The following is a 26,658-nucleotide window of genomic DNA, read 5'->3' as shown; positions in this document are numbered from 1 at the left end:
TTATTTAATCCATTACCCATTAATAACAAGGACCAACAACGAAAATCTGGGAATGTGCTGAATCCCGAAGCGGATAACTTTTTTCTGGATTTTTTGCCGCGGTTTGTAAATTACGATTATGGATATGTGTCTAGAGAATTACAGCATGAATTTACTTCGCAAAAAACCGCTCGCCGCCCCCCAAGTGTCTTGGCCTGTGTTCTGTCGGCGCTCTGCTACTCCGAATTTGCTTCGCATACACCTATGTTGCGTTCGGCGAGCTGCTGGCCTGGATTCTGGGCTGGGATCTGGTGCTGGAATACGGAGTGGCTGCCGCCGCGGTATGCAGCGGTTGGTCGGGTTATTTCCAGGGGCTGCTGGAAGGCTTCGGCGTACATTTGCCGACCGCTTTATCGGGGGCGTATAATGCAGACGAGGGCACCTTTATCAATCTGCCGGCAGTGGTCATCATTCTGCTGATCTCCTATTTGCTATCCCGGGGAGTCAAAGAGACAGCCCGCTTCAATGAAGTGATGGTCGTCGTCAAGATCGCCGTCGTGCTGCTGTTTATTTTCACCGGTATTTTTTATGTGAAGCCCGAGAACTGGACGCCGTTTATGCTTTTCGGTGTTCACGGGATCATGAACGGGGCGGCGACCGTGTTCTTCGCCTATATCGGATTTGATGCGCTGTCCACCGCCGCCGAAGAGGTGAAGCGGCCGCAGCGGGATTTGCCTATCGGGATCATTTCCTCGCTGGCTTGTCGTCGGATTGATGATTTACGCTCTGTACGGATACCGCAGCAGTCTGCTGAACGGAGACGATAGCCGTTTCAAATAATAGGTTCCTATAACTAAAATACCGAAAGGAGAGAGAGCTTTGCCTTTTCTGGCTGTATGCTTGAAGCATCTGAGAAAGTTATCCATCGTTCTTCCGGCTGCGCTGATCCTGGCATCCTGTTCATCTCCCCCGCCGGAGCCCTCGCCGCAGCCGCTCCCAACGGAGGAGCCGGAAGAAGGGCAGACGATTACCCTGATCACACCCGATGCCGCCAACATCGACTCAGCAAAGTCGCCAAAATATCAGATTCAGACACGTTTGACCGACTTTCAGCTGCTCAGTGAATCGGAAGGACTGGCCTGGGGCGTGACCAAAAATGCATTGCGCCTTTACTTGACCCGGGATAACGGGAAGACGTGGACCAATATTTCCCCAGCTTCCGCCGTCCAGTTCTCATCGAATCCAGTTTATGGCCAGGATATCTTTTTCACAGACCCCGATAACGGTTGGATTATACGCCAGGCATTCGGAATGATGGAGACCATTGTGCTGCGCACCAGAGATGGGGGGAAGAGCTGGAAGATCTCATCGCTCAGCCAGGGCAGCAGTATTTCTTCGGCTTATTTTGCGTCGCCGATGAAAGGGTGGCTTATGGCGACCTGGGACACCGAGGAGAGCCGCGAGAGCAAGGCGCTGTTCATGACGGAGGACGGAGGCGCGACCTGGAAGACCGTTATGCAAAATGACCAGTATTCGCCGAACTCTCCCCATCCGGCGCTCCCGGTTGTCGGCGTAGCTGGAGGCTTGGTATTCCAGGACAGCGACATCGGCTTGATTACGCTGAACCGGTCGAAGAGTCCTAGACTGTACCGTACCGTTGACGGCGGGGCCAGTTGGAGAGAGGATCAAGCCTTGCCGGATACCGGCGTTTTCAAGAACTACGATAACGTTATTTTGGGGAAGCCGGAATTCTTCGGCGCCGAAACCGGCTGGATTCCGGTAGCAGGCACTAAGAAGGACGCCGAGGGGACCGTCTATAATGGTTACTTCACCGCCAATGGCGGCAGCAATTGGAAATTAGTGGAGTTTAATCTCGGAATCCGAACCGGCGAGAATGAGAATGTGCCTCCGACCTTTCTGAATATCAATGACGGCTGGATCATTAACGGAAGCTTAGTATACCGAACGACCAATCAGGGGAAGAGCTGGAAAGCACTGCCGTTCAGCAGCGTTCTGATATCGAAGTTGACTGAATTTCCGGAGATCGTCAAGCTGCAGTTTGTTTCGAAAGAGGTCGGATGGCTGCTGATCGAAAAAAGCAAGGACAAGCGTTCGATCTTGCTGCAGACGACCAATGGCGGCATCAATTGGCGCGTCATGTGATAAAAGCTTGCGTTTTCGAATCCACAGGGATGAGAAGCCGCACGCTTTTTTTACTAGAAGCAGCACTGTCTGGTGTAGAATGCCGCCGCCATTTGCAAAGAAAATAAACAATGAAAAACTTATTTAAAATTTTCTTATTGAATGTGAAAAAAATCACATTAACCACAATATATCCTGTGATATATTTAACACATAGAAAGAACGTTCAAAATTTCACAAACTTGAATATCGAACAGGAGAGATTAATATGAAAACATTTGAAACGGATTTTGTAACCAAAAACCTTCTGCAATTGTGCTATAACTGTGAGGATGCTTACCTGTGCGAGACGGAAGAACAATGCAAAGCTTGCTGGGCAGAGAACGGAATGATTCCGGAGCAAGAAGATGAAACGAAACGCTTCCTGGACCTGGTGCATGCATAACATAACCACCTTCAGCAAAGATAAAGGCCGCTAGTTTTCCGGAATCCGGAGAATTTGGCGGTCTTTTTGTTGCGGATTCAAAGCGAATGCCTCTTTCGGGAGGTGTTTAGGCCTGAAACGGCAAGTATGCTGTAAAAGTATGGGCATATAATGTAAGGAAGCCCGAGTTGGCCGGTTGTCCGGCGGGTGGAATACGGGAGGCGAGGGGGAATCAGTTATGAGTTTGGGGCCGGACCTATCATGGATGTTTGATTTTGCCGGAACGGTATTACCGATCTTTTTTGTCGTGATAATAGGCATTGTCGCCCTTTCGGCCGGCAGGGGGCTGCTTGTGTGGAGCAGGAACAACCGGATGCCCGTTCTAACCGTCCCAGCCCGCATTGTATCCAAGCGCAGCGAGATCAGGCAGAGACCCCCGGAAGAGGGAAACATTGCCCGTACGACGATGATCTATTATTTGACCTTTGAATTCGATGACGGAGAACGGGTGGAGTTCAAAGTGAACGGAAGCGAATACGGGATCAGTGCTGAACGCGACAAGGGACGGCTGACCTACCAGGGTACCCGGTACCACGGGTTCAAGCGAGAGCCCCATTATTCCGCGGTGGAAGAACGCTAGGCCAAATCTTTTTCCAAATTGTAAAAATTTAAGTGTATCCTCTGTTTCCGTCAAGCGGGTTCAGGGGATATATTAGAAAATATAAGAAATTATTAGTTTCACGCTTATAATGGGTTTATATTTTTACGAGAAACGGATGCCTTCCTCTTCCAGAGGACGGCGAAGCCGTTTCTTCTTATTTGCGGACCAAATTATAGAAATGGAGTGAAAGTCTATGAATTATAAAAATAAAACGGTTATCGTAACCGGAGCGGGCCGGGGAATCGGCAGGGCGGTCGCCATGGCTTATGCGGCTGAGGGCGCGCAAGTGGTCATTGCGGAGCTTAAAAAGGAAATAGGTGAAAAAACCGCGGAAGACATCCGGCGGAAGGGAGGAAAGGCGCTCTTTATATCGTGCGATGTCAGCAGGGAGGCGTATATTGCGGCAGTCGTCCGGCAAACGGTACAAGCCTTCGGAAGCGTCGATATCCTGATTAATAACGCAGGGATCGCAAGCGCGCATACCGCGAAATTTTACGAGCTGACCGTAGAGGATTGGGATAAAGTGATGAATACGAACGCCCGCGGCTGCTTTCTAATGGCGCGCGAAGCGGCCAAAGTGATGCGAAATAATCCGGACGGAGGAGCTATCGTGAATATTTCCTCTACCCGCGCACTGATGTCCGAGCCGGACACCGAAGCATACGCCGCCTCTAAAGGGGCCATATCTTCACTGACCCATGCGATGGCGGTTACCCTCGGCAAAGACGGTATTACGGTTAACTGCATCCTGCCGGGATGGATCGAAACAGGCGATTACAGCGAGCTCAGGGAAATGGATCATAACCAGCATCCTGCGGGAAGGGTCGGCGTTCCTGGGGACATCGCCAAGGCCTGTCTGTATTTGACTTCTCCGGACAACCGGTTTGTTACCGGCGCTCAGCTCGTCATCGACGGAGGTATGACCCGCAAGATGATATATGAACCTTGAACCCATCCAGCATGATAAAAAATAACCGGTAAAAGTCACCACTTGGGCGTTCGCACATACAATACAACGTGCAATAAAGAACGACTGCCTCTCATTGGCAAGTTGAAGGAGGAAAGCGCGTGGCCGTCATCAAGGTGAATTCGGAAGGGGAAAAAGTTCTGGCCCGGCTAATGCGGGCGGAAGCGGAGGAAGACGGAGATCTCGGCATGCTTATGGTGGGCAATGTCGGCGTCAACCGCATACTGGGCAACTGTCTGGATTTTAGAAACATCCGGTCTATCGATGACATGGTATTTCAGAGTCCGGGCGGATTTGAAGCAATCACGAAAGGGTATTTCTATCAGCGCGCCAGAGAAAGGGATATCCGCCTCGCCAAACGCGCCATCGCCGGCGAAAGAACGCATCCCGCCTCCAACGCTCTCTGGTTTTTCCGACCCGTCGGCAACTGCCCAGGTACCTGGTATAACCAGACGAACACCGGACGTTTTAAAGCGCACTGCTTTTTTAGACCCAGCGCAGCGGATTGTCCTACCGTTTACTAAGCGATTCCATTATATTCAGGAGGTTTTGATTCATGATTATGCAGCCTTACCGTCCCGTTACTTATTCGTACGGAAGCATGTCATCCGGAATGCCGGTTGGGGGAAGTGGAATGCCGGTTGGCGGAAGCGCTCCACCCCAAGTAACGAGCGGAAGCCCGATGACGCCGTCCGGAGCCGTCGTTCCAACCCCGCAGCCCGTCTTCGAGCAATCCTATATCGAAAATATTCTCCGGCTCAATCTGGGCAAAGTCGGCACGTTTTATATGACCTATGAAAACAACAGCCAATGGAACGCCAAAATCTTTAAAGGCGTGCTGGAAGCCGCGGGACGGGATCATATCATCATCAGCGATCCGTCGACGGGCCAGCGCATTATGCTGCTGATGGTCAATCTGGACTATGCGACCTTTGACCAGCCCCTTACTTACCAGTACCCGGGCGTCATCGGCGCTCCTCCGGTTACCCGTAATTAATGCTAAATATAAGTTGGTCCCGGGCTAACGGCTCGGGACCTTTTTATGTATTCCGAGCGGGAGGCCGGAATGGATTTAAGCCGTTTTTTCTGAAACAAACGCGCATGCTTGCGGGAATGGCGGATATATTTATATAATAATGAATATCTTTATACCCGGAATAATCAAGGAGCTGAGTCTATTGGGAAATATGTAGAGAAAGGTATGGCTGCCAAGTCGGACGTCTATATTTGGATAAAACGAAGGAGGTGGGCCTACCCGCCGGCCTAAGAATACGACGGGTAGGAGTAAAATTTGAGCGACCCTTTACCCGGATTATTGAGAGTTGGTCTGATTATTCTTTTGGTGCTGTTAAACGGATTTTTCGTCTCTGTGGAGTACGCGATGGTCAAAGCGCGCGGAGGGCGGATCGATTCACTGGCCGAGGAAGGCAGCAAAAGAGCGCTGTCGGCGCAGGGAATCATCCGCAATATGGACGCGTACCTCTCGGCCTGCCAGCTTGGCATTACACTGGCTTCGCTGGCTCTGGGCTGGCTTGGAGAGCCTGTCATCGCGGCGCTGTTGTCACCGCTGATGTCCGGATTCGGGCTTGGCGGTGCGGCGGTGCATGTATGTTCCGTAATCCTTGCCTTTTTATTTATCACCGTTCTTCATATTGTGCTTGGTGAATTGGCTCCGAAGTCCATCGCGGTTAACAAGGCCGAAATGGTGCTGCTGATGACTGCGGGACTTATGGGTGCCTTTTACAAGCTGATGTACCCCTTTATATGGGGGGTTAACGGGCTGGCGCAGGGACTTTTGCGAATGTTCAAGCTGGCGCCTGTTTCCGAGATGGGGACCGCGCATACGGAAGAAGAGATCCGGATTATTATGCAGGAGAGCAATAAGAGCGGACTGATCGATAATACCGAAATGGCACTGGTGGACAATATTTTCGGATTTGCGGACACCACGGCCAGGGAAATCATGATTCCACGGACGGAAATGATCTGCCTTAGTAACCATTCATCCGTCCAGGAAAATTTGCAAATCGCTTTTGAAGGCATGCGGACGCGGTATCCGGTATGCGAGGGCGATAAGGATCATATTATCGGATTTATTCACATGAAGGATTTGATCCGGGAGAATACGATGAACCTTCACGAGCTGATCCGTCCCATTCTTACGGTACCCGAGTCGATTCAAATCAGCGCTCTGCTGAAAACGATGCAAAAAGCGAAGACGCAAATTGCAATTTTGATCGATGAGTACGGAGGAACTTCAGGACTGGTCACGCTTGAGGATATCATGGAAGAGATCGTCGGCGAAATCCAGGACGAATTCGACCAGGAGCGCGCGGGTGTCGAGAAGCTCGGCGAAGAGGAGTACTCTCTGGACGGCCTGCTGCTTATTGAAGAAGTGAACAGCCGGTTCGATATGCACCTGGAAACGGAGGATTACGACACGATTGGCGGCTGGGTGTATTCCAGACTTGAAGTGAATCCCCCTAACAAAGGGCAGTTTGTTGAGTACGAGAATCATCTGTTCATCATTGAGGAGACGGATAACAAACGAATCTCACGTATCAAGCTCCTGAAAATTCAGCCGCTGGCGGAAGAAGCGGGAGCCTGAAAGAATGACTGAATTCTGCCAAAATGAGCTGTTTCTTAATGGCGGCATTCGTTTCTCGCAGTTTCATCAGTCAAATGGATAAGCGCGCAGCACTTATATTATTTGCCCAAGGGTGCCCCTAAAGCCAACGGCTCTAGGGGCACCCTTTTCATTGCTGCGGAATTTTAATGAGTACCAGAGCAGGAAGCCGTCCTGTTTGCCAAAGCGAGTTCAATGATTATATAATTTTTCTGCACTATGTCTTCATGCCATTACTCCGGTCCGACAGGACAGAAAGGAATTATAACATTGAGCAAACCGAAAAAAAGCAGAACAGTCTCCCCAGCCCTGGCCCAAGAAAAGCTGCGGGCCGAACAGGAACGGCAGAAGAAGAAAACACATATCCTTTTACTAGGAGCGATCCTGCTCGTGGTCGTTCTTTTTGCTGCGATGTTTGTATTGGCTTCCAAAAATACGGGCAGCCCGGGAAGTTCCGCGAGTCCGGTGTCTTTTAAGTATGATGAGCTTCCAAGACTTGGAGCGGCGGATGCGCCCGTTAAGCTGGTTGAGTTCGGAGATTATAAATGCCCGGCCTGCGCCCAATTCTCCGGCGTTGTCAAGCCGCAGCTTGTGAAGGATTACATCGAAAAAGGCAAGGCTGCCCTGTATTTCGTCAATATGTCCTTCATCGGTCCCGATTCCGAGACCGCTTCCTTAGCGGCGTTGTCGGTTTACCATCAGAATAGCGAAGCGTTCTGGAAATATTACGATGCGTTGTATGCCAATCAGGGGGACGAGAAGACCGAGTGGGCGACCGAGGATTTCCTGGTTGAGCTTGCGCAAAAAGAACAGCTTGATGTCGATTACGATCTGCTGCGCAAGGACATTCAAGAGCGTACTTATGAGGATGAACTGGCAAGAGATAACGCGACAGCAAAGGACAGCCGTGTTACAAGTACACCGTCGCTGTTTATAAATGGTATAAAGGCCAATGAGCCTTTCAATCTCGAAGCGATCGCCAAGGAGATTGAGACGGCGGCAAAGGCGGTTGAGACGGAATGAAATCATTCTCCGGCTTCCTGAGTCGGTATGGTCTCTACCTGGCCTGGTTTGTATCCTTGGTTGCCACAGCCGGCAGCCTCTACCTAAGTGAGGTGTTGAAATACGAACCCTGCAAGCTCTGCTGGTTCCAGCGGATTTTCATGTACCCGCAGGTGCTTCTTCTTGGTATAGCGACCTATCGGAATGATAAGCGTATTGTTCCTTACGTGCTTCCGCTTAGCGTTATAGGGGGCAGCATATCGCTGTATCATTACGCGGAGCAGAAAATACCGGCTCTCGGCAAAGTACTTCCTTGCACCATCGGTGTGCCATGCACGAAAGATTATCTGAATTTTTTCGGTTTCATTACGATCCCGCTGCTGGCGCTGACGGCTTTTATCCTTATAGCCCTGATGCTGTGGAACGCCAGAGCGCGCGAGGAGGAGGAAACGGAAGAGGCGGAGGACGGAATCAACTCTTAACGGGGAAGTTTTCTTCCGTAATGGACATAAAAACCCGTGCTGCAGGGATAATACAAGATAATGAACGACATGATTATCTCTTGATGGGAATTTGCGTGAATTAGTCCGTTTTTCATTTCTTTTTCATCATTTTCACTGTTTACGGCTATGGCAATATAGACTAATATTAGACCTTGTGAGAAGTTGAATATGCGCTGAATTTTCCAAATGGAAAAACGGGGGAACCAACTTGACCGCCCAGCGGTCAACGGGGTGAATCGGTGCCGGGATGTTATCCGGTCCGTAGGGCTTCCACAGTCCGAATCCGCCAGCTAACCTCGTAAGCTACAGTGGGATATGATCATGCATAAGCATGCGGTCATTTCCGTATGCTTATTTTTGTGCCCTTATTTATGAAAATCCACCACTGAAAACGGCGCGCGGTATTACCGTTTCAACTCAACAAAGAGAGGAACTGTATCCAAATGGTAAGCAGAGTAAAACGACTATTGATCGGTCGTCCCAGAAAATCAACCGAACTCGACCAGGAAAAGTTAACCAAAGTGAAGGCACTTGCCGTTCTGTCATCGGACGCACTTTCGTCCGTCGCATACGGAACGGAACAGATTTTGATCGTGCTGATAGCAGCAGGTTTTACGGCTATCTGGTATTCTTTGCCGATTGCCCTCGCGGTACTGGGATTACTGGCAATTCTGATTTTATCCTACCGGCAGACGATTTTCTCTTATCCTCAAGGCGGGGGAGCCTATATCGTAGCCAAGGATAATCTCGGGGTTTCCACGGGACTGCTCGCAGGCGGTTCCCTGCTTGTGGATTACATCCTGACGGTTGCAGTTAGCGCCTCGGCTGGTACGGATGCGATCACTTCGGCGTTTCCGAATTTGCACGACCATACTGTGGCGATTGCGGTCACGGTAATCATCATTTTGACTATTATCAATCTTCGCGGCGTGACCGAGTCGGCTTCTTTCATTGCCGTCCCGGTATACTTGTTCGTCTTGTCTATCGTGGTTCTGATCGTCTCCGGTTTGGTCAAATATGCGGCTGGCGGCGGTCATGCCGCTGTTCCCGAAATCGGCAGTGCGGTATCCAATGTCAGTCTGTTCCTGCTGCTTAAGGCCTTCAGCTCCGGCTGTTCGGCGCTGACCGGTGTCGAAGCGGTATCGAATGCCATTCCGAACTTTAAGGCCCCAGCGGAAAAAAATGCCGCCAAAACCCTCATGATGATGGGTTTGATTCTGGGATTCATGTTTACCGGTATAACACTGCTGGCTTACTGGTACGGCATTACCCCGAACGCCAATGAAACGGTGGTTTCGCAAATTGCCGAATCGACCTTCGGACGGGGCGTCCTGTACTACTGCATTCAGGCGATAACGGCGGTCATCTTGTTCCTGGCGGCCAATACGGCCTACTCGGCCTTTCCGCTGCTGTCGTTCATGCTGGCTAAAGACAAGTATATGCCGCATGCTTTTATGGTCCGTGGCGACCGTCTCGGCTTCTCCAACGGCATTATTTTCCTGGGAGTGGCTTCTTGTCTGCTCGTTGCTGCATTTCACGGCGAAACCGGAAATCTGATTCCGCTCTATGCCGTCGGCGTATTTATTCCGTTCACTCTTTCCCAGCTTGGCATGATGATTCGCTGGTATAAGCTGAAGCCGGCTGGCTGGCGGACCAAATTTGCCGTGAATACGGTCGGAATGCTGACAACCCTTACCATTACGCTTATCTTCATTATTACCAAATTCTCGAACGTATGGGTGGCTTTCATCTTCCTGCCGATTGTTATGCTTATTTTCTTCCGCATTCATCGTCACTATATGAATACGGCAGACCAGCTCCGGATTCAGTTGGATAAAGATAAGCCATGTATTAAAGGAAGCACGATTGTTATCCCGGTATCCGCCGTAACGCGTGCGGTGCTTCATTCGATCAGCTATGCCAAATCGTTAACTGATAATGTGGTTGCCGTCTATGTCGGCTTCGACGAAGAAGAAATCCGCAAAATGGAGCTGAAGTGGGAGGAATGGAATCCCGGAGTGCGCTTGATCGTCCTTCGTTCCCGGTACCGCAGCATCATGCGTCCGCTGGTTAAATTTATCGATACGGTGGAGTGGAAGAATGCTTCGACGGATCATATTACGATTCTGATTCCGCAGTTTATTACCAAGCATTGGTGGCAGGCCGTCCTGCATAATCAGACGAGCGTATTTATCCGGACTTATCTCATGAATCACAAGGATATCGTCGTTGCGACGGTTCCGTATCATTTGAATAAATAATCGGGCAGACAGCCCGTTGGCAGAAAGCTGTTGCTGGAGAATGTCTCCGGCGGCAGCTTTTTTGGCAATATCAGAAAGTATAAGCTTCGCGCTTATCCTTAACCTGATATTATTACGAGAAACGGATGCCTTCCTCTTCCAGAGGACGGCGAAGCCGTTTCTTCTTACATGACTAAGCAGAAGCGGGGAAGTTATGATCTTTTATGTTGACACGGATAATGATAATCAATATCATTTGAGAAGACAAGGCTAAAAATAATATCCGTGGTGATATGGAGATAACAGGAAAGAAGTGAACTGTTTATGATGGAACGTTTGAATGTGAATCAATTAAGTATCGGCTATGCGGAGTCGATTATTGTAAAGGATCTAAACTTGTCGATTCCGACCGGGAAGATTACGGCTCTCGTGGGAGCCAACGGTTCGGGGAAATCGACGATCCTCAAAACGATGGCCCGGCTGATGAAGCCGGCCAGCGGCAGTGTGCTGCTCGACGGCAAGTCGATTCATACCCAATCGACGAAGGAAGTTGCGCGCCAGCTCGCGATTCTGCCGCAAAATCCGACCGCTCCGGACGGATTGACCGTTTCCGAACTGGTGAGCTACGGGCGTTATCCCCATCAGAAGGGCTTCGGCTCTCTCACTGTGGAAGACCGGAAGATCATTTCCTCGGCTATTGAAGTTACCGGGATGGGCGATTTCAGCGACCGGCCGATCGAACGCCTGTCCGGAGGACAGCGGCAGCGCGCATGGATTGCCATGGCGCTGGCCCAGCAGACGGATATCTTGTTCCTGGACGAACCGACGACCTTTCTGGATATGGCGCATCAGCTTGAAGTGCTTCAGCTTCTGCAGATGCTGAACGAGCGGGAGGGCCGGACGATTATTATGGTCGTACACGATTTGAACCACGCTTCACGCTTCGGCCAACATATGGTTGCGATCAAATCGGGCACCGTAGTCAGCGAAGGCGCTCCGGTAGATGTTATGACTCCGGACGTGCTGCGCGAAGTGTTCGGGATCGAGGCGGATATTGTCGATGATCCGCGGACGGGATTGCCGCTGTGTCTGCCCTACAGCCTTGCTAAGAGCAAGGCTGTCTAATTGAACCGAATCCATAGCTGAAAACTTAAAGCCGATTAACGGGCTCCTGTCATTGACAAGGGAGCCTGTTCGTTGTTAAAGTGAGGATTGCCTAAAGATATGTATAACAACTAAAGGAGCAAACCCATGGATATCGGCAAAATTCAAGAGGATCTGCAAAGGCTTGTTCCGTCCGGAACGATTAAGAGCCATGAATCGCTCAAAGATCATGTCTTCACCAAAATGGGCGGCCGGGCGGACATTCTGGCTGAGCCTTCCACTTACGAGGAAATTCAAGCGGTCTTTACATACGCTGCCGAAAACGGCATTAAGCTTACTATATTAGGGAACGGTTCAAACGTAATTATCCGGGACGGAGGCGTGCGCGGCATCGTTCTGCAAACGTCCGGATTAACCGGCATCAGCTTTAAGGACGATGTGGTCATCGCCCAGTGCGGAGCCCAAATTATTGATACTTCCCGTTTCGCACTTGAGCGGAAATTGACGGGTCTTGAATTTGCCTGCGGCATTCCCGGCACGGTCGGAGGTGCGCTGTACATGAACGCCGGAGCCTACGGCGGCGAGGTGGCCGATGTGCTGCAAAGCGCGCTTGCCATCGACAAGACCGGCGCCATCGTAAAGCTGGAAGGAGATGACCTGAAGTGGGGCTACCGGAAAAGCGTCTTCTCCAGCGGCGATTATCTCATTCTGGAAGCCCGTTTTGCCCTGAAGCCGGGAACCCACGAGGAAATTAAGGCGGCGATGGATAAGCTGACCGAGATGCGGGAGTCCAAGCAGCCGCTCGAATATCCATCCTGCGGCAGTGTCTTCAAGCGGCCTCCGGGACGGTTTGCAGGCCAGTTGATTCAGGAAAGCGGACTTCAAGGGACAAGAATCGGCGGAGCTGAAGTATCGAAAAAGCATGCGGGGTTCATCATTAATGCGGATAACGCTACGGCAAGCGATTATATCGGACTGATTCAGCATGTGAGAGAGACTGTAAAGGGGCGTTTCGGCGTCGAGCTGGAGACGGAAGTCGAGATTATCGGCGAAGAGCTGTAAAGTGATGACGGCTCCCGGCTTTGTTCTACATTTCTAATCTTCAAAAAAAGCTGCTGGGAATGAGGGGGGGCTAACCTCCATTCCCAGCAGCTTTTTGCTTGCTCTTACTCAAGCGCTAGCGTATATTTGGCCCGATCCGTTTGCGCTTGCACTCTTGTCTCATCCGCGGAAGTGAAAGCAAGGCCGCTGACTGCGATCTCGTAGCTCTGAAGCGGAAGGCTGACCAGTTCGCCGTCCGCGTTCATTGTTCTGCCCGTACCGTGCAGGATGAGCGCGCTGTCCAGATAATCGTCAATGACATCGACGGCATCCCGGTAATCAACACGTTCCAATTTAAAATAGATCTTGTCGCGATCCTCCAACTCCTGTTTTTCGATTACAATCGTTCCGCCTGTATGCCCGTTCAGCCAATCGGCAAGCAATTGTACATGTTCTTCCATCGTACGATCCCATCCTTTGCCACATTGTCAGTCTTAATCAGTAATTTACCCTGCTATGGCAAATTGAATCCATCTAAGTTGCCGCGACTCCACTTTTTCGAAAGAGGAAGGCGGAGAGGACAAAGCAGAGTAAAGTCAGCAGGGTCACGCCGAGAAATATACCCGAGGCCTGATAAATCCCTCCGGCGGCCGCGGCGCCTATCGTGGTTCCAAAATACATCAGGGTGTTCGCCAGAGCCGAGACCGTTCCGCGGGCGGTTTCCGACAAAGACTGGAGGGAGCTCATCATGATGGGGAACAGAATCCCGCCGATTCCGAAGATGACAATCAGCTCTGCCTTAATGCCGGTAATATTTCCCGTCAGTGAGAGCAGCGGAAACATTACGCTGTTGACCAGAATGCCCAAAATCAGTGTTCCGGAGCGTCCAAGCTTCTGGCTTAGACGGCTGCCGAACAGGCTGCCAAGCATGTTGCCGAGACCTAGGAACAGCATAACTTGGCCGATTTGGGCCACATTTAAGCCGAAATCGCCGGAAAGCCAGGAGCCGAGGAAGGAAAAGGCGGCAAAATTGCCGATCTGAAAAATAAAATAGGCGGCAAAGGCGGTAACCGCAATACGGGAAGAGAGCAGCCCGGCGTATGGCTTTAAGAGAGAAAGGCGGTCTGCCGATTGATTGTGGGGCGGAATGGAGGGCAGGAGGAAAGGAATCAGAAAGGTCAGGAGGAGGGAAAACAACCCGATCACGATAAACGGAAGATTCCAGGAATGAGCGGCGAAAAAACTGCCGATGGGGAGGCCCAGCATCTGGGCGATGGAGAGACCGGCGGTGGCGATGCCCATTCCCTGCAAAATCTTTTCCCTGGGGAGCAGGACCGGAATGGAAGCCCAGATTTGCGGGGATACGACGGCAGCGCTGACCCCGGCCAGAAAACGGAACAGAACCATGCTCCAGAAACCGACAGCGGCGGCGCATAAACCCGTAGAGAGGGAGAAGGCGGCCAACCCGCATATTATGACATGCTTTCGGTTCAGCCGGTCGGACACCGGGCCTGCCACCAGAGCGAACAAGGCGTAGCCGAACGCATAGGCACTGACCATCCAGCCGGAGCTTGCGGTCGATACATGGAACTCTTGACGAAGGACGGGAAGCAGAGGGCTGATCAGAAACGTATCTGTGCCGATGGCGAACATAATGAGAAAAAAGAGAGTCAAGCTGGATTTTTGCATTATTAACCTCCTAATTCATTAGTTGAACAACTATTGAACAACATGGTTATAAAAAACCGGATTACAAGGAATCCAGGAATCCGGGCAAATAAGTGTCGAACGTCGCTTGATGAAGCTGTATGTATTTCGTCTGAGCTTCCTTTCTTACAAGAATAAGCCCTGCCTCCCTCAGGGTGCGAAAATGATAAGAGGCGTTCGATTTGGAGGCTTCACAGCGTTCACCCACCTCGCCGCAGTTCAGTTCGGTACGGCTGCCCTTCAGGGTACGAATGATTTGCAGACGGGTATGGTCGGCCAGTGCCTTGAAGATGCGCACACGATATTCGTCAGAAGCATCAAGTTGTTCAATAGTCATAGAACTATTATATATTCAGGAAGTGTTCTGTCAATACGGCATATTAATACCGGTGACTAAATAATTATCTATTGTTACGTCTGCGGGCGGCTTCCGTCTTCAGGCATGCTGGATACACTCAATATCTTGCCTTGCTTGAGCTTCCTATGGTATAGTTCTAGACGCATAAATAATAATTGAAGAAGATATCTGTGGCATTTCGCAGGAGAGGTTCGCAAACTCCCTCTATAAAAAACTAAGATCCGATATGCCCGGGACGGGTATGTCCATTTTTCACATTCTTAGTCTACATGGATCAGGTTTGATGAAGTCTTGTTCTTCTTTCCGAATACCGGCGGAGGATGCCGATGGAAAAGAGAGGGATTTTTTGTTATGTCAGAAGGAAGATTGAAGGAAGAAATGCCGGATGTTACGCTGCTGGGCAACCAGGGAACCAAGTATAATTTCGGTTATGACCCCGAGGTGCTGGAGATGTTCGACAACAAGCATCCGGGAAGGGATTATTTTGTGAAGTTCAATTGTCCGGAATTTACGAGCCTGTGTCCCGTTACGGGACAGCCCGATTTTGCCACCCTGTATATTTCGTACATTCCAGAGCAAAAGATGGTCGAATCCAAATCGCTTAAGCTGTACCTGTTCAGCTTCCGTAATCACGGCGATTTTCACGAAGACTGCGTCAACATTATCATGAACGATCTGATCAAGCTGATGGACCCCCGCTACATCGAGGTATGGGGCAAGTTCACCCCGCGCGGCGGCATTTCCATTGATCCTTACTGCAACTACGGCCGTCCGGGAACCAAATATGAGGCCATGGCCGAGCACCGGCTCATCAATCATGATTTATACCCGGAGAAAATCGACAACCGATGAGGAGAGATTCGGAATGAACAAAAAAGCGTTGGTCGTCTTCAGCGGCGGGCAGGATAGCACAACATGCCTGGCATGGGCCTTGCAGCAGTTTGAAGAAGTACAGGTCGTGACCTTTAACTATAACCAGCGGCATGCGGCCGAAATTGAAGTCGCCAAGGAAATTGCCGCTCATTTCAATGTAAAACAGCATATTCTGGATCTAGGCTTGCTGAACCAACTGGCCCCGAACGCCCTGACACGCGGGGATATCGAGATTTCGGCGGGAGAGGACGGAGAGCTGCCAAGTACATTTGTCGACGGGCGGAATCTGCTGTTCCTGTCGTTTGCGGCGATTCTTGCGAAACAGTTCTCATACCATCATATTGTTACCGGAGTATGCCAGACGGATTTCAGCGGTTACCCAGACTGCCGGGATGTATTTGTAAAGTCATTGAATGTCACCCTAAACCTCTCGATGGATTACGAATTCGTGATTCATACCCCACTGATGTGGCTGGATAAAAAAGAAACATGGCAGATGGCCGACGAGCTTGGCCAGTTCGATTATATCCGCGAGCATACGCTGACTTGCTATAACGGAATCAAAGGGAGCGGCTGCGGCGAATGTCCGGCCTGTCAGCTGCGGAACCGCGGGCTTAAGCAATATGAAGAGGTTAGAAAGACGGTGGGCCGCTGATGCGAGGCGAAGTTACGGTATGCAAAATCTTTTCGTTCGACGCGGCGCATCAACTGGTCGGCCATAAAGGAAAATGCGCCAACGTTCACGGGCACACCTATAAGCTGGAGGTCATGCTAAAAGGCAGACCGGTCGCGGAAGAGGGACGTTCCGACGAAGGTTTTGTCGTCGATTTCGGCGACATTAAAGCGTTGGTGAAGGAGAAGGTCGTCAACCGGCTGGATCACGCTTTTCTTGCCAAAGGCGACGAGCCTGTTCTGGAGAGCCTTAAGGCGAGCGGCTCGAAGACGGCGGTGCTGTCTTTCCGCACGACGGCCGAGAATCTGGCCAGCTACATCGCTTATACGCTGAAGACGAGCGGCCTGCCGGTGTATTCCGTCAAGCTGTGGGAGACGCCGACGGCCTGGGCCGAAGTCTTGGCCGAGGATGTCCCCGAAGAGGGTCCGTCGTACCGGCTGTATGGAGGCTGCGACCTATGAGCACCAAAATTCCGGTAATTGAAATGTTTGGGCCGACCATCCAGGGAGAAGGCGCGGTCATCGGCGTCAAGACGATGTTCGTCCGCACGTACGGCTGCGATTACCGCTGCTCCTGGTGCGACTCCGCTTTTACATGGGATGGCAGCAGTAAAGACAAACGGGTCATGATGGATGCGGAAGAAATCATGTCCGGTCTGACCGAGCTTGGAGGCAACCGCTTCGACTGCGTTACGATTTCCGGCGGAAATCCGGCGTTGATCGGCGAAGGGCTGTCCGAGCTGATCGACCTGCTCCATGAACGCGGCATCAAGGCGGCGATTGAAACCCAGGGCAGCCGGTGGCAGGATTGGTTCCTGAAGGTGGACGCTCTTACGATTAGTCCGAAGCCGCCAAGCTCGGGGATGTCAACCGATTGGGAAGCGCTGGACGGCATTATGGAGCGGGTTCATACAAGCGGGACGGGCAATCACAGCTTGAAGGTGGTTGTCTTTGATGACGAGGACTACAACTATGCAGCCCGGGTTCATCATCGTTATCCCGACGTTCCGTTCTTTCTTCAACCCGGAAACGAGAACGTTACGGAGGAAGGCGACATTTCGTCGCGTCTGCTGAACAAGCTGGAATGGCTGTTCAACAAGGTGATTGCCGATCCCGATATGAACGCCGCACGCGTTCTCCCGCAGCTTCATGCGCTGATCTGGCATAACAAACGAGGAAAATAATGAGCCGAATTAAGCCTATTCCCGTCTGCCGGGCGGCAATAGCGGGAATTGACATTATGACGATTGTCTGTGAAAAAAGTTTCTTTTTCCGAAAATGAATGTAAAGTATTACAGCTTGTTGACAGTGTGAGATGAACGATTGACAGTTAAGCAGACGACCGTTAGGATAAATAATATAATTCCGATAAACAAAGTAAGGTTTTATTAAGCTGACTGGTATTCCAGAGGCCGACTCCTGACCTGTAAAGGTTGTGGGGCCGGCCTTCTTGCTTTCTTTGGAAGCGGGCTTAACCGAAGGAAGGTAAGAAGGCATCATGATTAGATTTTTTATAGAGAAAGGGGAGTTCATAGAAACGGGATTGCAGATTGATGCTGTATTCAATACTGAATTCATCTAACAACGAGAAAATGTTATTTCTAGAGACCTGATTATCAATTCTACCCATCAGAATGGACTGATACTCACATGATTAAGGCATTGAAGTCGATTCATAATGCGCTGACAAGCTACTATCTGTTATTTTTGGTTATCGTTATTTGGGAGCTTGCTCCCAGACTTGGTTGGGTCAGTGCCGTTTTCGTCCCTCCTTTTTCCAGAGTTATTAAGGTTGGAGCGGATTTGGGCCTAGTAAATATTCTGCTGTATATTGCTATAAGTCTGAAAAGGGTGTTTGTAGGCTTCTTACTGTCCACGTTCCTGGCCCTGCCTCTCGGATTTATACTGGCTGGCGCGCTGCCGTGGCTGGCCCGGTTCATTAAACCGTTCACCCTGTTTCTTTCCCAGATTCCGCCTTATATTCTCTTTCCCGTATTCGTCATTATTATCGGCATTGGGGAAGGGGGGATCTATACAGTGATCTTCTGGTCGTCCTTTTGGCCCATTCTGTTCACTTCCATTGCCGGAATAAGCCAAGTTGATCCGCTTCTCGTTCGTGCAGCCAAAGCCATGAATGCCAGCCGTATTGAGATTTTTTTCAAGGTGGTGCTTCCGGCAGCTTTTCCGGCGATTATGACCGGCATGCGCACAGGTCTCACGATGAGCTTCTTCATGCTGATTGGCGCGGAGAGCATGGGTGCTGATAAAGGGCTGGGCTGGCTCATTCACAATGCGCAGAGCATGGGATTCATCGAACGGATTTATCTCGGGGCCGTGATCGTGGCTGCAGTCGGAGCGCTGCTGAATTTCATTCTGGATTTTCTGGAAGAGAATATCGTTGACTGGAAAGAGGTAGCGGAGGAACAAACCGTCTAGCATCAGAAGACTTAATAGACAGTGAGGTAACAAAACACATGAGCTCGTTCTGGTCAAATATAAGAAAAATTGGTTTTGGAAGCATTCCGATTATTCTGTTCTTTATCTTCTGGGAAATCGGAGCCGGACTGGTGCCAAAAGGGGTAATTGCCCCGCCGTCAGAGGTTATTATAAGCCTTTGGACAGCGGCAACCTCCGATCTGCTGTTTGAACAAACGGCGATTAGCCTAGGAAGAGTTGGCATGGGCTTCGCTCTTTCCATTCTCGTTGCCCTTCCGTTAGGTTTTATATTGGGAACATTTTTCCAATCTGCCGAGAAGCTGCTGCTGCCCTTTTTTCGGATGTGCGAGAAATTGAATCCATTTGCGATCATTCCTATATTTATGATCTTTTTCGGGATTGGCACAGCCGAGAAAGTGGCGGTTGTATTCTGGGCTACCCTATGGCCGCTGCTGTTCAATACTATGGCCGGAGCGAGAGCCGTCGACTATTCGCTAATACGCGCAGCAAGGTCGATGGGCGCGACGAGACGAGAGCTTTTTATCAAGGTAATCCTGCCGTATGCGCTGCCCAACATCTTCACCGGCGTTGAAATTGCGGCCCAATTATCCTTCTTCATGATTATCGCCTCGGAAGTCATCGGGGCCAGCACAGGACTGGGCTGGTATTATATCAGCGCCACAACAAAGTATCAATTGCCGCTAATGTACGGCATCATTCTCTATATTACGGTGTTGTCCATCCTTATCAATCTTTTATTTGGCAGGTTGAAGAAGCACTTTCTGGTATGGAAAGAAGCGGTTCAAATTCATTAGGCGGTTCAAATTAAATTAAAAAATTCAGGAGGTTATTAGGAAATGGCAAACAAGAAGAAGACAAATTTGATTATTATCGGTTCTTTGGCCGTAGTTGTTGCGGCAGGCATAGGGATCGGAACTTATTATGGAAGAACATCTGACACAATCCAAGGTGCGGCTGGCTTAAAAAATCTCAAGGATTCAAATTATAATGCGACCTCCTCTGGCAAAAAGGTAATCACACTTAAAACCGATACCAAATTGAACTGCTCCTCAACGCCTTGGGTTATCGCCGAGAAAAAAGGATTTTTCGCAGAGGAAGGTCTCGAAGTCAAATACACGGGCGAGTTGAAAACAGAACAGAAGCTTCCGGCCATTCTCAACGGAACCAATGATATCGGAGCGACATTGCCCAATACATTGGCTACATATGTGGCTGGCGGAGCCAAGGTCAAGGCCGTTACGCTGGGCGAAGTGGACCCGCCGGATAGTGTAGATCCCAAATTCCGTCATATGCGGTATGTAACGAGTGAGTCATTTGCCGGCAAATCATTGAAAGAGTATGTCGAATCGAAAAAAGGAGCTAAAATTACGGTCAGCGGGACTGCGCCAAACTGCAGCACCTTTATTTTCAATGAGGTTTTCAGAAAAGAAGGACTGGACCCAAGCCAAATTCAATATGTCGCTTTTGAATCGGATACGGCTGCCATTCAGGCTGTTCAACAAGGCAATCTCGATATCGCTGGCATTCACCCGCCTTTCTACAAGCTGGCTAATGATTCCAAACTTACCGTGCTTGCCGACTCTCAGGATACGGGGCTAGGTGCGGCTTCAGGCGCTTCCGTTTATTACTTTACCGACAAATTTATTGAGGAGAACCCGGAAGCCGTACAACGCTTCGTCAATGCCATCAAGAAAGCTCAAAATTGGATCAATGCGAATACGGACGAGTCCGTCAAGCTGACCGCCGAATATATCGGACAACCGGTAAACGCAACCCATTATTACTTTACCGACAAGGGACTGCCAACCGAGCTCTTCCAGCCGTGGATTGACGATCTGGTTCAGTCCGGCACGCTGAAGAAGGATGAGGTCAAGACTGACGATATCGTCACTACGCAGTTCAGCAGCTAAACCTTATTCAAGCCGTGCGCGATCTATCCGCGTTGCGGAACCCGAAATAAAATACTCTCATAGCGAAACGGCTTCGCCCTCCTGTAATAGGAAGGTGAAGCCGTTTCTTCATCATTGGATGATCCTGAATGGAACGATTTTGTCACGGGAATGTAAGAACTATCCAATATAATGGGACGTGTACCCAATACATAGGGAAAAGGAGATGGGGAAATGTCCATTTTACAGGCAAGTGGCCTGATCAAAAATTACGGCAAGGCGCCCAATGTAGTTCGGGCGCTTCGAGGAGTGGATCTGGAAATACAGAATGGAGAATTTGCGGCTGTTGTCGGAACGTCCGGAAGCGGGAAGTCAACTTTGCTGCATCTGCTCGGGGGATTGGACCGGCCGACCGAAGGGAAAGTCTTGATCGGCGGCAAGGATATTTATGCGCTAAACGACGACGAGCTGACCGTCTTCCGCAGACGGAATATCGGGTTCATCTTCCAGCAGTACAATCTGGTGCCGGTTCTGAATGTATACGACAACATCGTTCTGCCCATTGAACTGGACGGCAACCGTCCCGATGGGGAGTTTATTGCTCATATCGCTGAAACGCTTGGATTGGCGGCGCTGCTCCACCGCCTCCCGGGCCAGCTTTCAGGTGGCCAGCAGCAGCGGGTCGCGATAGCCAGGGCGCTTGCGGCCAAGCCTTCTTTTATCCTGGCGGACGAGCCGACCGGCAATCTGGACAGCGTCACGGGCCAGGAAGTGATCGGGTTATTGAAGGTGACCAGCCGGCAATTTAACCAGACGATGGTTATGATTACCCATAATGAGGAAATCGCCTTGATGGCCGACAGGGTGATTCGGATCGAAGACGGGCAGATTGCGGAAGGACGGGTTCATCATGTTTCGCAACAACACTAAGACAGCCGTAAACAGGCTGGCAGCCGGTAGCATGAGAATGAGCCGCGCGAGAAACGGGGTTGTAGTGCTGGCTATTTTTTTGACAACATGGCTGATTACCTCTTTCTTCAGCATCGGGATGAGCGTAGTCAAATCATTCGATGAACAGGAGATTAAATTGGCCGGTACGAAGGCCCAGGCCGTGCTGACCGCGCCGACAGAAGAACAGCTTCGAAAGACTAAGAAACTCGATTATGTCAAGGCGGTCGGACTTCAGGCGGGGATTGGCGCTGCGGACGGAACTTCCGGAAACCCGGAGGAGGCGGTCCAAATGGTCTGGTATGATACCGCCGAATGGAACGATATGCGAATGCCTGCCATTTCTGAATGGAAGGGAACCTATCCCGCTGCCCGGAATGAGATCGCCGTTCCGCTGGATTTGCTTCGGCAAATGGGTATCGACAAGCCCGAAATCGGGATGAGTGTTCCGCTACAATATAATGTCACTGCCGATGGAAAGCCGGTCCGGCATAATGAGACGTTTAAACTTACCGGATGGTTCAAAGATTATTCGCAGCTTCGCCCCGGAGACGGAGGCAGTCTGCTTGTATCCGAGCCGTTTATGAAAGACAGCGGGGCAGCGATTCAAACCTCCGGTACAGCTTCCATTTTATTTACAAGTAAGGATACGGAACAACTTATAGAGAAGCTGCAACAGGATCTGGGGCTTCACCAAGGCCAGAAACTGAACGCTGTATCCAATAAAAAAAGTCTGGATAGCGGCAGCATGGCGACGCTTATCGGTTATGGGGGACTGGTTCTGTTTATTATGCTTAGCGGCTATCTGCTGATTTATAATGTGCTGTACATATCGGTAGCGGGCGATGCCCGGTTTTATGGTCTGCTTAAAACAATCGGCGTCACGCGCCGGCAAATCCGGACCATGATCCGAAAGCAGGCGCTGAGGATGGCGCTGATCGGCATTCCAACGGGCTTAATCGCCGGAGCGGCAACTTCCTTCGGAATTGTGCCGATGGCCTTGAAGACGCTCGATTTGCCCACTGGTGGAAGCTTATCGTTTCATCCGGTTATTTTTGTGGGAGCGGCTTTGTTTGCCTTGATCACGACGATGGTCAGCTGTGTCAAGCCGGCCAGGGTTGCCGGAAAAATCTCGCCCATTGAAGCGGCCAAATACACCGGAATCACCCCCTCTTCAAAAGCGCGGAGCGGCAGCGGCGCTTCGAAGCTGCATCGGATGGCGCTGCGCAACATTTTCAGGATCAAAAAACTGGCGTTCGTTGTGTTTTTATCTCTATTTCTCGGCTTGACTACCTTTCTGATTATCAATACGCTGGTGCTTAGCATGAATCCGGAACATTTTGTCGCCGATTATATGTCTAATGATTTTGAACTGAGCAATGGGTCCGGATGGAATACCGGGGATAGGCAAGCTGTTTCACCCGAGCTATTGACGAAGATCAAGTCGATTCCCGGGGCAAAAGACATTAGAACCACTTATCTCGGGAATACCGTGGTGAATTATGATCCGAAGGTGTTCGGAGAATACATGGATCAATTCAAGGCGCGATATATGGGAGGCAGCTCGGGGGAAGCCGATATTGAGAAAAGTCCCGATATGTTACCGGGGTATGTGATAGGGCTTGACCCGGCCGACTTTCGTGAGGCGAATGAGAAGCTGCCGTCTCCCGTCAACGCGGAGCGTTTTGAGCGCGGCGAGGTGGCCCTACTGGATGGCGATATACCCGCTTTCAAGACCGGAGACCGCTTTACCATGAAGGTTAACGGCGCTGCAAAAGAAACGGAGCTGGAAATTGGCGGCATTGCTAGTTTCGCTGGACTGGTTCGTGGCATGGCCCCCACCGTATACATCAGCCAAACCGCCATGAAGCAAATATTAAAGGATCCGATCATCTATAAGGTGTCCTTTGATGCGGATCGGAAAGACTGGAGCGCAATCGCTGAACAGGTCAAAGCGGCAATTACCGGAAACAGTGATCTGAAACTGGAATCCAGAATGGACATGATGAAGCTAGTCCGATCGGCCAAGCTGGCCTTCTATATCCTCGGCGGGGGACTTTCGATGATTCTCGCTCTGATCGGCCTGCTTAATTTTGTCAACATTACGGTTACGGGCGTTCTGGCGAGAAAGGCTGAGCTGGCGGTACTGGAGAGCATCGGGATGACGTCGCGGCAGATTAAAAAGCTGCTGCTGCTTGAGGGAGCCTGGTATGCCCTTATCTCCATCTTGCTTGTCACCGCGTTTGGGAATGCGCTGGGCTACGGCGCGTTTCGCCTGTTCAGCCAGGAAGCGACGTATGCGGTTTATACGTTCCCGGCAGTTCCACTTGCGGCGGTAATCTTACTAGTAGCCGTGGTATGTCTGACTGCTCCGGTCCTCGCGTACCGGAAAGTCTGCCGTTCTCCGCTTGCCGAGCGTCTGCGCGAAGCCGCCTAATTCTCGCAGGGCAATGAGCGGCATGTCGCAGCAGGTCTCCTGCTGCCTTGATAAACTGAAGGCAGGGGAGTGAAATAGATGACCACCATTTTGATCGTAGAAGATGACCGGCTGCTGCTTGAGGGGTTGTCCTATACACTGGAAAAAGAACAATACGAGGTGCTTGCAGCCGGCTCTTACAAAGAGGGCGCCGATTATCTACAATCACACAACATTCATCTCGCTATTCTGGATATCCGATTGCCCGATGGCAGCGGCGCCGAATTGTGCAGAGAGATCCGCCGAAGCTCGGTCATTCCCGTTATCTTCCTCACAGCCAATGATACGGAGCCGGAAATCGTTGCGGGATTTGACCTTGGGGCGGATGATTATATAGCCAAGCCATTCAGCATGGAGGTGCTTCTGCGGCGCTTAAAGGCCGTCCTGAGAAGAGCCGGAGACGATGAAGCCGGGCTGGAGCGTTCCTTTATGTATAAGGACTTGAAGATCAACTTTAATAAAATGATGGTATTTAAAAATGGAGAAGAGCTGAAGCTGACAACGACCGAGTTCCGGTTGATTGAAGCGCTCGCTCAGAACAGCGGGCAGGTCATGACCCGCGAGATGCTGCTTAACCGGCTGTGGGACCAGTCCGGGAATTTCGTCGATGAGAACACGCTCAGCGTTAATATCAAAAGGCTGCGGGACAAGCTTGAAGATGACCCCAAAAACTGCCGGTACATCAAAACGGTATTTGGCATCGGTTATACGTGGGGTGACGGATGAAGAAGAATCCATTCCGGAGGTTGATTTTTCGATGGGCGGCTGTATTTGCATTGGTATCCGGCCTGCTTGTCACGCTGCTGCTCTCCTTCCGCCCGGAAACTCCGGTCCTGATTGGCAGCTTCGCATATATAGCATGCACCGGCGCGATATTCGCGGGATTCATACTCTCCGTCCGCCGGGAAATGGAAACCGTCCTTGAACAGCTTTCAGAAATGATCCAGGGCCTCATCTACCGGCGGGATAAAGAGATACTTTCCGTCACCGAAGACACGCTGCTGTCCAAGCTGCAAAGCCAAGTCATTCAACTGACGGGGATTTTATCCGTTCAGAAAGAACGGTATCTAAAAGAAAACAGGGAGATCAAATCGCTGATCTCGGACATCTCCCACCAGCTCAAGACGCCTCTCGCCAATCTCGCCATGTACAGCAGCCTGCTCGACGACCCCGAAATATCTCCAGATAAACGTTCGGAGTTTACCCGGCGCTTGAAGAGCCAAACCGACAAGCTGGCGTGGCTGCTGAACAGCCTGATTAAATTATCGCGATTGGAATCCGGAATTATCTCTATCGAGACGGAAGCAAAAGACCTCGGCAATACGGTGCTTGCCGCCATTAAGCAGGCGTTTCCTGCGGCTGAGAATAAGAACTTAACGATCGAATGGAGGGGCGGACAGGGACTTGTGCTTCCCCATGACGCTAAATGGACGACTGAAGCCATCTATAACGTGATCGATAACGCGATAAAATACACCGATTCAGGCGGTAATATTATTATTACGCTCACAGGCTATGATCTGTTTGCTAGGATCGACATAGCGGATAACGGGCAGGGGATTTCCCCCGAAGAGCTAAACGACATATTCAAACGTTTCCATCGCGGGACAAACGCTAGGGAGGCGGAAGGCGTCGGACTCGGATTATATTTGACCCGCAAAATAATCACCGGACAGGGCGGATACATTAAAACCGCATCCGAACCGGGCAGCGGCAGCACCTTCTCGCTGTTCCTTCCGCTGGACGGGCTCCGGGTGAATTCAAGCCAGGACTAATAGCATAAAAAATATCGATTAAGCCGCTCTCCTGGTGAGGGCGGTTTCCTTTTTTTTAAAAGGGTATTGCAATAACTATAATACCGAGTATAATACTTGGTATAAAGAAAAACGAGGAGATGTAGAGATGTCTGTCGATGATTATCTGGACCTTTATAATTATGCTAAACAAATTGGCGATGCCCAGTGGCAGGCCGAACTCATCCAAACCTTGAAAGAACTGAAGAGCATGACGGAAGCGGAAATTCGTGAACAGAAGATTAAAGAGATGTGGAACCGTTTTGACGATATCAATGCGATCTTACTGGAACTGTTCGAGAAGCTGCGAAACGGCGGCGGCAGCGATATTCAGGCGAGGGCTTGGAAAGAGCGGGTCTGGGAACTTAAACTGGAGAGAATCTCTTTGGCTAAAAAACTTCAGGATAAATATATTCATGCGCATCATTAAAATAGACAAAGCCCAAAAAAGGGCATAAAAAAAAGGCATGCAGTTGTCTGCTCTGCCAAGACCGGATTTAGTTGAAACAATTATTTTGACATAGGCATGCATTCGCGCATCATAGTCATACACATTGTCATCATTTCATCGCAGTCTTGCATTTTCTTCATCATCATGTCCATGTCCATGGATTCCATGCCGTCCATCTTCGACATCTTTTCCATGCACATTTTCATGCATTTCATCTTAGCCATCATGTCTTCCATACACATCGTCATCATCATTTCCATACACATACTTTCCATTATTATTCCGCCTCTCTATTAATTAGTTTACTTGACTTCTTTAAATTACTATATTTTCCCGTTGGTTTCA

The 26,658-nt window shown here is 50.4% G+C and carries 28 protein-coding genes, 1 pseudogene and 2 riboswitches; of the genes and pseudogenes, 25 read left to right on the top strand and 4 right to left on the bottom strand.

The genetic code is table 11. The features are described from left to right. Positions 1–183: 183 nt before the first annotated feature. The 13 genes and pseudogenes from PUR_RS14420 to murB all read left to right on the top strand — a co-directional run. Positions 184–737 (top strand): annotated as a pseudogene (locus PUR_RS14420) (amino acid permease); the annotation flags it as partial. 121 nt (positions 738–858) lie between these two features. Further along, positions 859–2,142 carry a VPS10 domain-containing protein gene (locus PUR_RS14415; protein WP_179035846.1) on the top strand — a complete coding sequence of 428 codons (1,284 nt, stop codon included), beginning with the start codon at positions 859–861 and terminating at the stop codon, positions 2,140–2,142. A 247-nt stretch (positions 2,143–2,389) separates the two neighbouring features. Further along, positions 2,390–2,566, top strand: a complete 177-nt coding sequence (locus PUR_RS14410) for a hypothetical protein (protein WP_179035845.1) — start codon at positions 2,390–2,392, stop codon at positions 2,564–2,566. A 223-nt stretch (positions 2,567–2,789) separates the two neighbouring features. Next, positions 2,790–3,185 carry a DUF2500 domain-containing protein gene (locus PUR_RS14405; RefSeq protein WP_179037923.1) on the top strand — a complete coding sequence of 132 codons (396 nt, stop codon included), beginning with the start codon at positions 2,790–2,792 and terminating at the stop codon, positions 3,183–3,185. Between the two features lie 214 nt (positions 3,186–3,399). Beyond that, a complete protein-coding gene (locus tag PUR_RS14400; protein ID WP_179035844.1) occupies positions 3,400–4,155 on the top strand; it encodes an SDR family NAD(P)-dependent oxidoreductase in 756 nt (251 codons plus the stop codon). A 119-nt stretch (positions 4,156–4,274) separates the two neighbouring features. Continuing rightward, entirely contained in the window at positions 4,275–4,697 is a 423-nt protein-coding gene (locus PUR_RS14395) for a cell wall hydrolase (RefSeq protein WP_232101508.1), read from the top strand. Positions 4,698–4,774: 77 nt separating this feature from the next. Further along, entirely contained in the window at positions 4,775–5,170 is a 396-nt protein-coding gene (gene gerQ, locus PUR_RS14390) for a spore coat protein GerQ (protein WP_232101877.1), read from the top strand. A gap of 294 nt (positions 5,171–5,464) precedes the next feature. Then, on the top strand, positions 5,465–6,781 hold the full coding sequence (locus PUR_RS14385; protein WP_179035842.1) for a hemolysin family protein: 1,317 nt from the start codon (positions 5,465–5,467) through the stop codon (positions 6,779–6,781). A 288-nt stretch (positions 6,782–7,069) separates the two neighbouring features. Further along, positions 7,070–7,822, top strand: coding sequence for a DsbA family protein (locus PUR_RS14380; RefSeq protein WP_179035841.1), 753 nt, complete (start codon positions 7,070–7,072; stop codon positions 7,820–7,822). Next, complete coding sequence (locus PUR_RS14375; protein WP_179035840.1) at positions 7,819–8,283, top strand: disulfide oxidoreductase; 465 nt, start codon at positions 7,819–7,821, stop codon at positions 8,281–8,283. The genes PUR_RS14380 and PUR_RS14375 overlap by 4 nt, the downstream gene beginning before the upstream one ends. A gap of 182 nt (positions 8,284–8,465) precedes the next feature. Further along, a riboswitch (cyclic di-AMP (ydaO/yuaA leader) is annotated at positions 8,466–8,624 on the top strand. A gap of 123 nt (positions 8,625–8,747) precedes the next feature. Continuing rightward, positions 8,748–10,565: an APC family permease gene (locus PUR_RS14370; protein ID WP_179035839.1), complete on the top strand. Its 1,818-nt coding sequence runs from the start codon at positions 8,748–8,750 to the stop codon at positions 10,563–10,565. Positions 10,566–10,871: 306 nt separating this feature from the next. Then, entirely contained in the window at positions 10,872–11,669 is a 798-nt protein-coding gene (locus PUR_RS14365; RefSeq protein ID WP_179037921.1) for an ABC transporter ATP-binding protein, read from the top strand. A 126-nt stretch (positions 11,670–11,795) separates the two neighbouring features. After that, positions 11,796–12,710 carry a UDP-N-acetylmuramate dehydrogenase gene (gene murB, locus PUR_RS14360; RefSeq protein ID WP_179035838.1) on the top strand — a complete coding sequence of 305 codons (915 nt, stop codon included), beginning with the start codon at positions 11,796–11,798 and terminating at the stop codon, positions 12,708–12,710. Positions 12,711–12,814: 104 nt separating this feature from the next. Here the strand turns inward: murB and PUR_RS14355 are convergent, their stop codons facing one another. The 3 genes from PUR_RS14355 to PUR_RS14345 all read right to left on the bottom strand — a co-directional run bounded on the left by PUR_RS14355 (position 12,815) and on the right by PUR_RS14345 (position 14,733). Next, a complete protein-coding gene (locus PUR_RS14355; protein ID WP_179035837.1) occupies positions 12,815–13,150 on the bottom strand; it encodes a protein YmzB in 336 nt (111 codons plus the stop codon). A 73-nt stretch (positions 13,151–13,223) separates the two neighbouring features. After that, positions 13,224–14,378, bottom strand: coding sequence for an MFS transporter (locus PUR_RS14350; RefSeq protein ID WP_232101507.1), 1,155 nt, complete (start codon positions 14,376–14,378; stop codon positions 13,224–13,226). A 61-nt stretch (positions 14,379–14,439) separates the two neighbouring features. Beyond that, positions 14,440–14,733, bottom strand: a complete 294-nt coding sequence (locus PUR_RS14345) for an ArsR/SmtB family transcription factor (RefSeq protein WP_179035836.1) — start codon at positions 14,731–14,733, stop codon at positions 14,440–14,442. A gap of 201 nt (positions 14,734–14,934) precedes the next feature. Continuing rightward, a riboswitch (PreQ1 riboswitch) is annotated at positions 14,935–14,973 on the top strand. A 132-nt stretch (positions 14,974–15,105) separates the two neighbouring features. On the opposite strand from PUR_RS14345, the gene queF reads away from it, so the two are divergent. The 12 genes from queF to PUR_RS14285 all read left to right on the top strand — a co-directional run bounded on the left by queF (position 15,106) and on the right by PUR_RS14285 (position 26,292). Continuing rightward, entirely contained in the window at positions 15,106–15,606 is a 501-nt protein-coding gene (gene queF / locus PUR_RS14340; protein ID WP_179035835.1) for a preQ(1) synthase, read from the top strand. Positions 15,607–15,619: 13 nt separating this feature from the next. Beyond that, entirely contained in the window at positions 15,620–16,282 is a 663-nt protein-coding gene (gene queC / locus PUR_RS14335) for a 7-cyano-7-deazaguanine synthase QueC (RefSeq protein WP_179035834.1), read from the top strand. Then, positions 16,282–16,761: a 6-carboxytetrahydropterin synthase QueD gene (gene queD / locus PUR_RS14330; RefSeq protein ID WP_179035833.1), complete on the top strand. Its 480-nt coding sequence runs from the start codon at positions 16,282–16,284 to the stop codon at positions 16,759–16,761. Before queC ends, queD begins: the two co-directional genes overlap by 1 nt. After that, positions 16,758–17,483, top strand: a complete 726-nt coding sequence (queE, locus tag PUR_RS14325) for a 7-carboxy-7-deazaguanine synthase QueE (RefSeq protein WP_179035832.1) — start codon at positions 16,758–16,760, stop codon at positions 17,481–17,483. Before queD ends, queE begins: the two co-directional genes overlap by 4 nt. A gap of 466 nt (positions 17,484–17,949) precedes the next feature. After that, positions 17,950–18,735: an ABC transporter permease gene (locus PUR_RS14320; RefSeq protein WP_179035831.1), complete on the top strand. Its 786-nt coding sequence runs from the start codon at positions 17,950–17,952 to the stop codon at positions 18,733–18,735. A gap of 38 nt (positions 18,736–18,773) precedes the next feature. Further along, on the top strand, positions 18,774–19,550 hold the full coding sequence (locus tag PUR_RS14315) for an ABC transporter permease (RefSeq protein ID WP_179035830.1): 777 nt from the start codon (positions 18,774–18,776) through the stop codon (positions 19,548–19,550). Positions 19,551–19,592: 42 nt separating this feature from the next. Next, positions 19,593–20,666 (top strand): ABC transporter substrate-binding protein, encoded by a 1,074-nt coding sequence (locus PUR_RS14310; RefSeq protein ID WP_179035829.1) that lies wholly within the window; start codon positions 19,593–19,595, stop codon positions 20,664–20,666. 213 nt (positions 20,667–20,879) lie between these two features. Further along, a complete protein-coding gene (locus PUR_RS14305; protein WP_179035828.1) occupies positions 20,880–21,575 on the top strand; it encodes an ABC transporter ATP-binding protein in 696 nt (231 codons plus the stop codon). Further along, complete coding sequence (locus PUR_RS14300; RefSeq protein ID WP_179035827.1) at positions 21,556–24,030, top strand: ABC transporter permease; 2,475 nt, start codon at positions 21,556–21,558, stop codon at positions 24,028–24,030. Before PUR_RS14305 ends, PUR_RS14300 begins: the two co-directional genes overlap by 20 nt. 78 nt (positions 24,031–24,108) lie before the next feature. Next, positions 24,109–24,795, top strand: a complete 687-nt coding sequence (locus PUR_RS14295; protein WP_179035826.1) for a response regulator transcription factor — start codon at positions 24,109–24,111, stop codon at positions 24,793–24,795. Positions 24,796–24,815: 20 nt separating this feature from the next. Continuing rightward, the gene (locus PUR_RS14290) at positions 24,816–25,844 is read left to right on the top strand and encodes a sensor histidine kinase (protein WP_197970090.1); all 1,029 of its coding nucleotides are present in this window, start codon (positions 24,816–24,818) and stop codon (positions 25,842–25,844) included. Between the two features lie 127 nt (positions 25,845–25,971). After that, a complete protein-coding gene (locus PUR_RS14285) occupies positions 25,972–26,292 on the top strand; it encodes a hypothetical protein (RefSeq protein WP_179035824.1) in 321 nt (106 codons plus the stop codon). Positions 26,293–26,372: 80 nt separating this feature from the next. On the opposite strand, the gene PUR_RS14280 is transcribed toward PUR_RS14285, so the two are convergent. Then, a complete protein-coding gene (locus PUR_RS14280) occupies positions 26,373–26,588 on the bottom strand; it encodes a hypothetical protein (RefSeq protein WP_179035823.1) in 216 nt (71 codons plus the stop codon). Between the last annotated feature and the right edge of the window lie 70 nt (positions 26,589–26,658).

Origin of the sequence: Paenibacillus sp. URB8-2 (assembly GCF_013393385.1) — a bacterium.
Classification (GTDB): Bacteria; Bacillota; Bacilli; order Paenibacillales; family Paenibacillaceae; genus Paenibacillus_AQ.
This window is presented reverse-complemented; position numbering and strand designations above follow the sequence as displayed.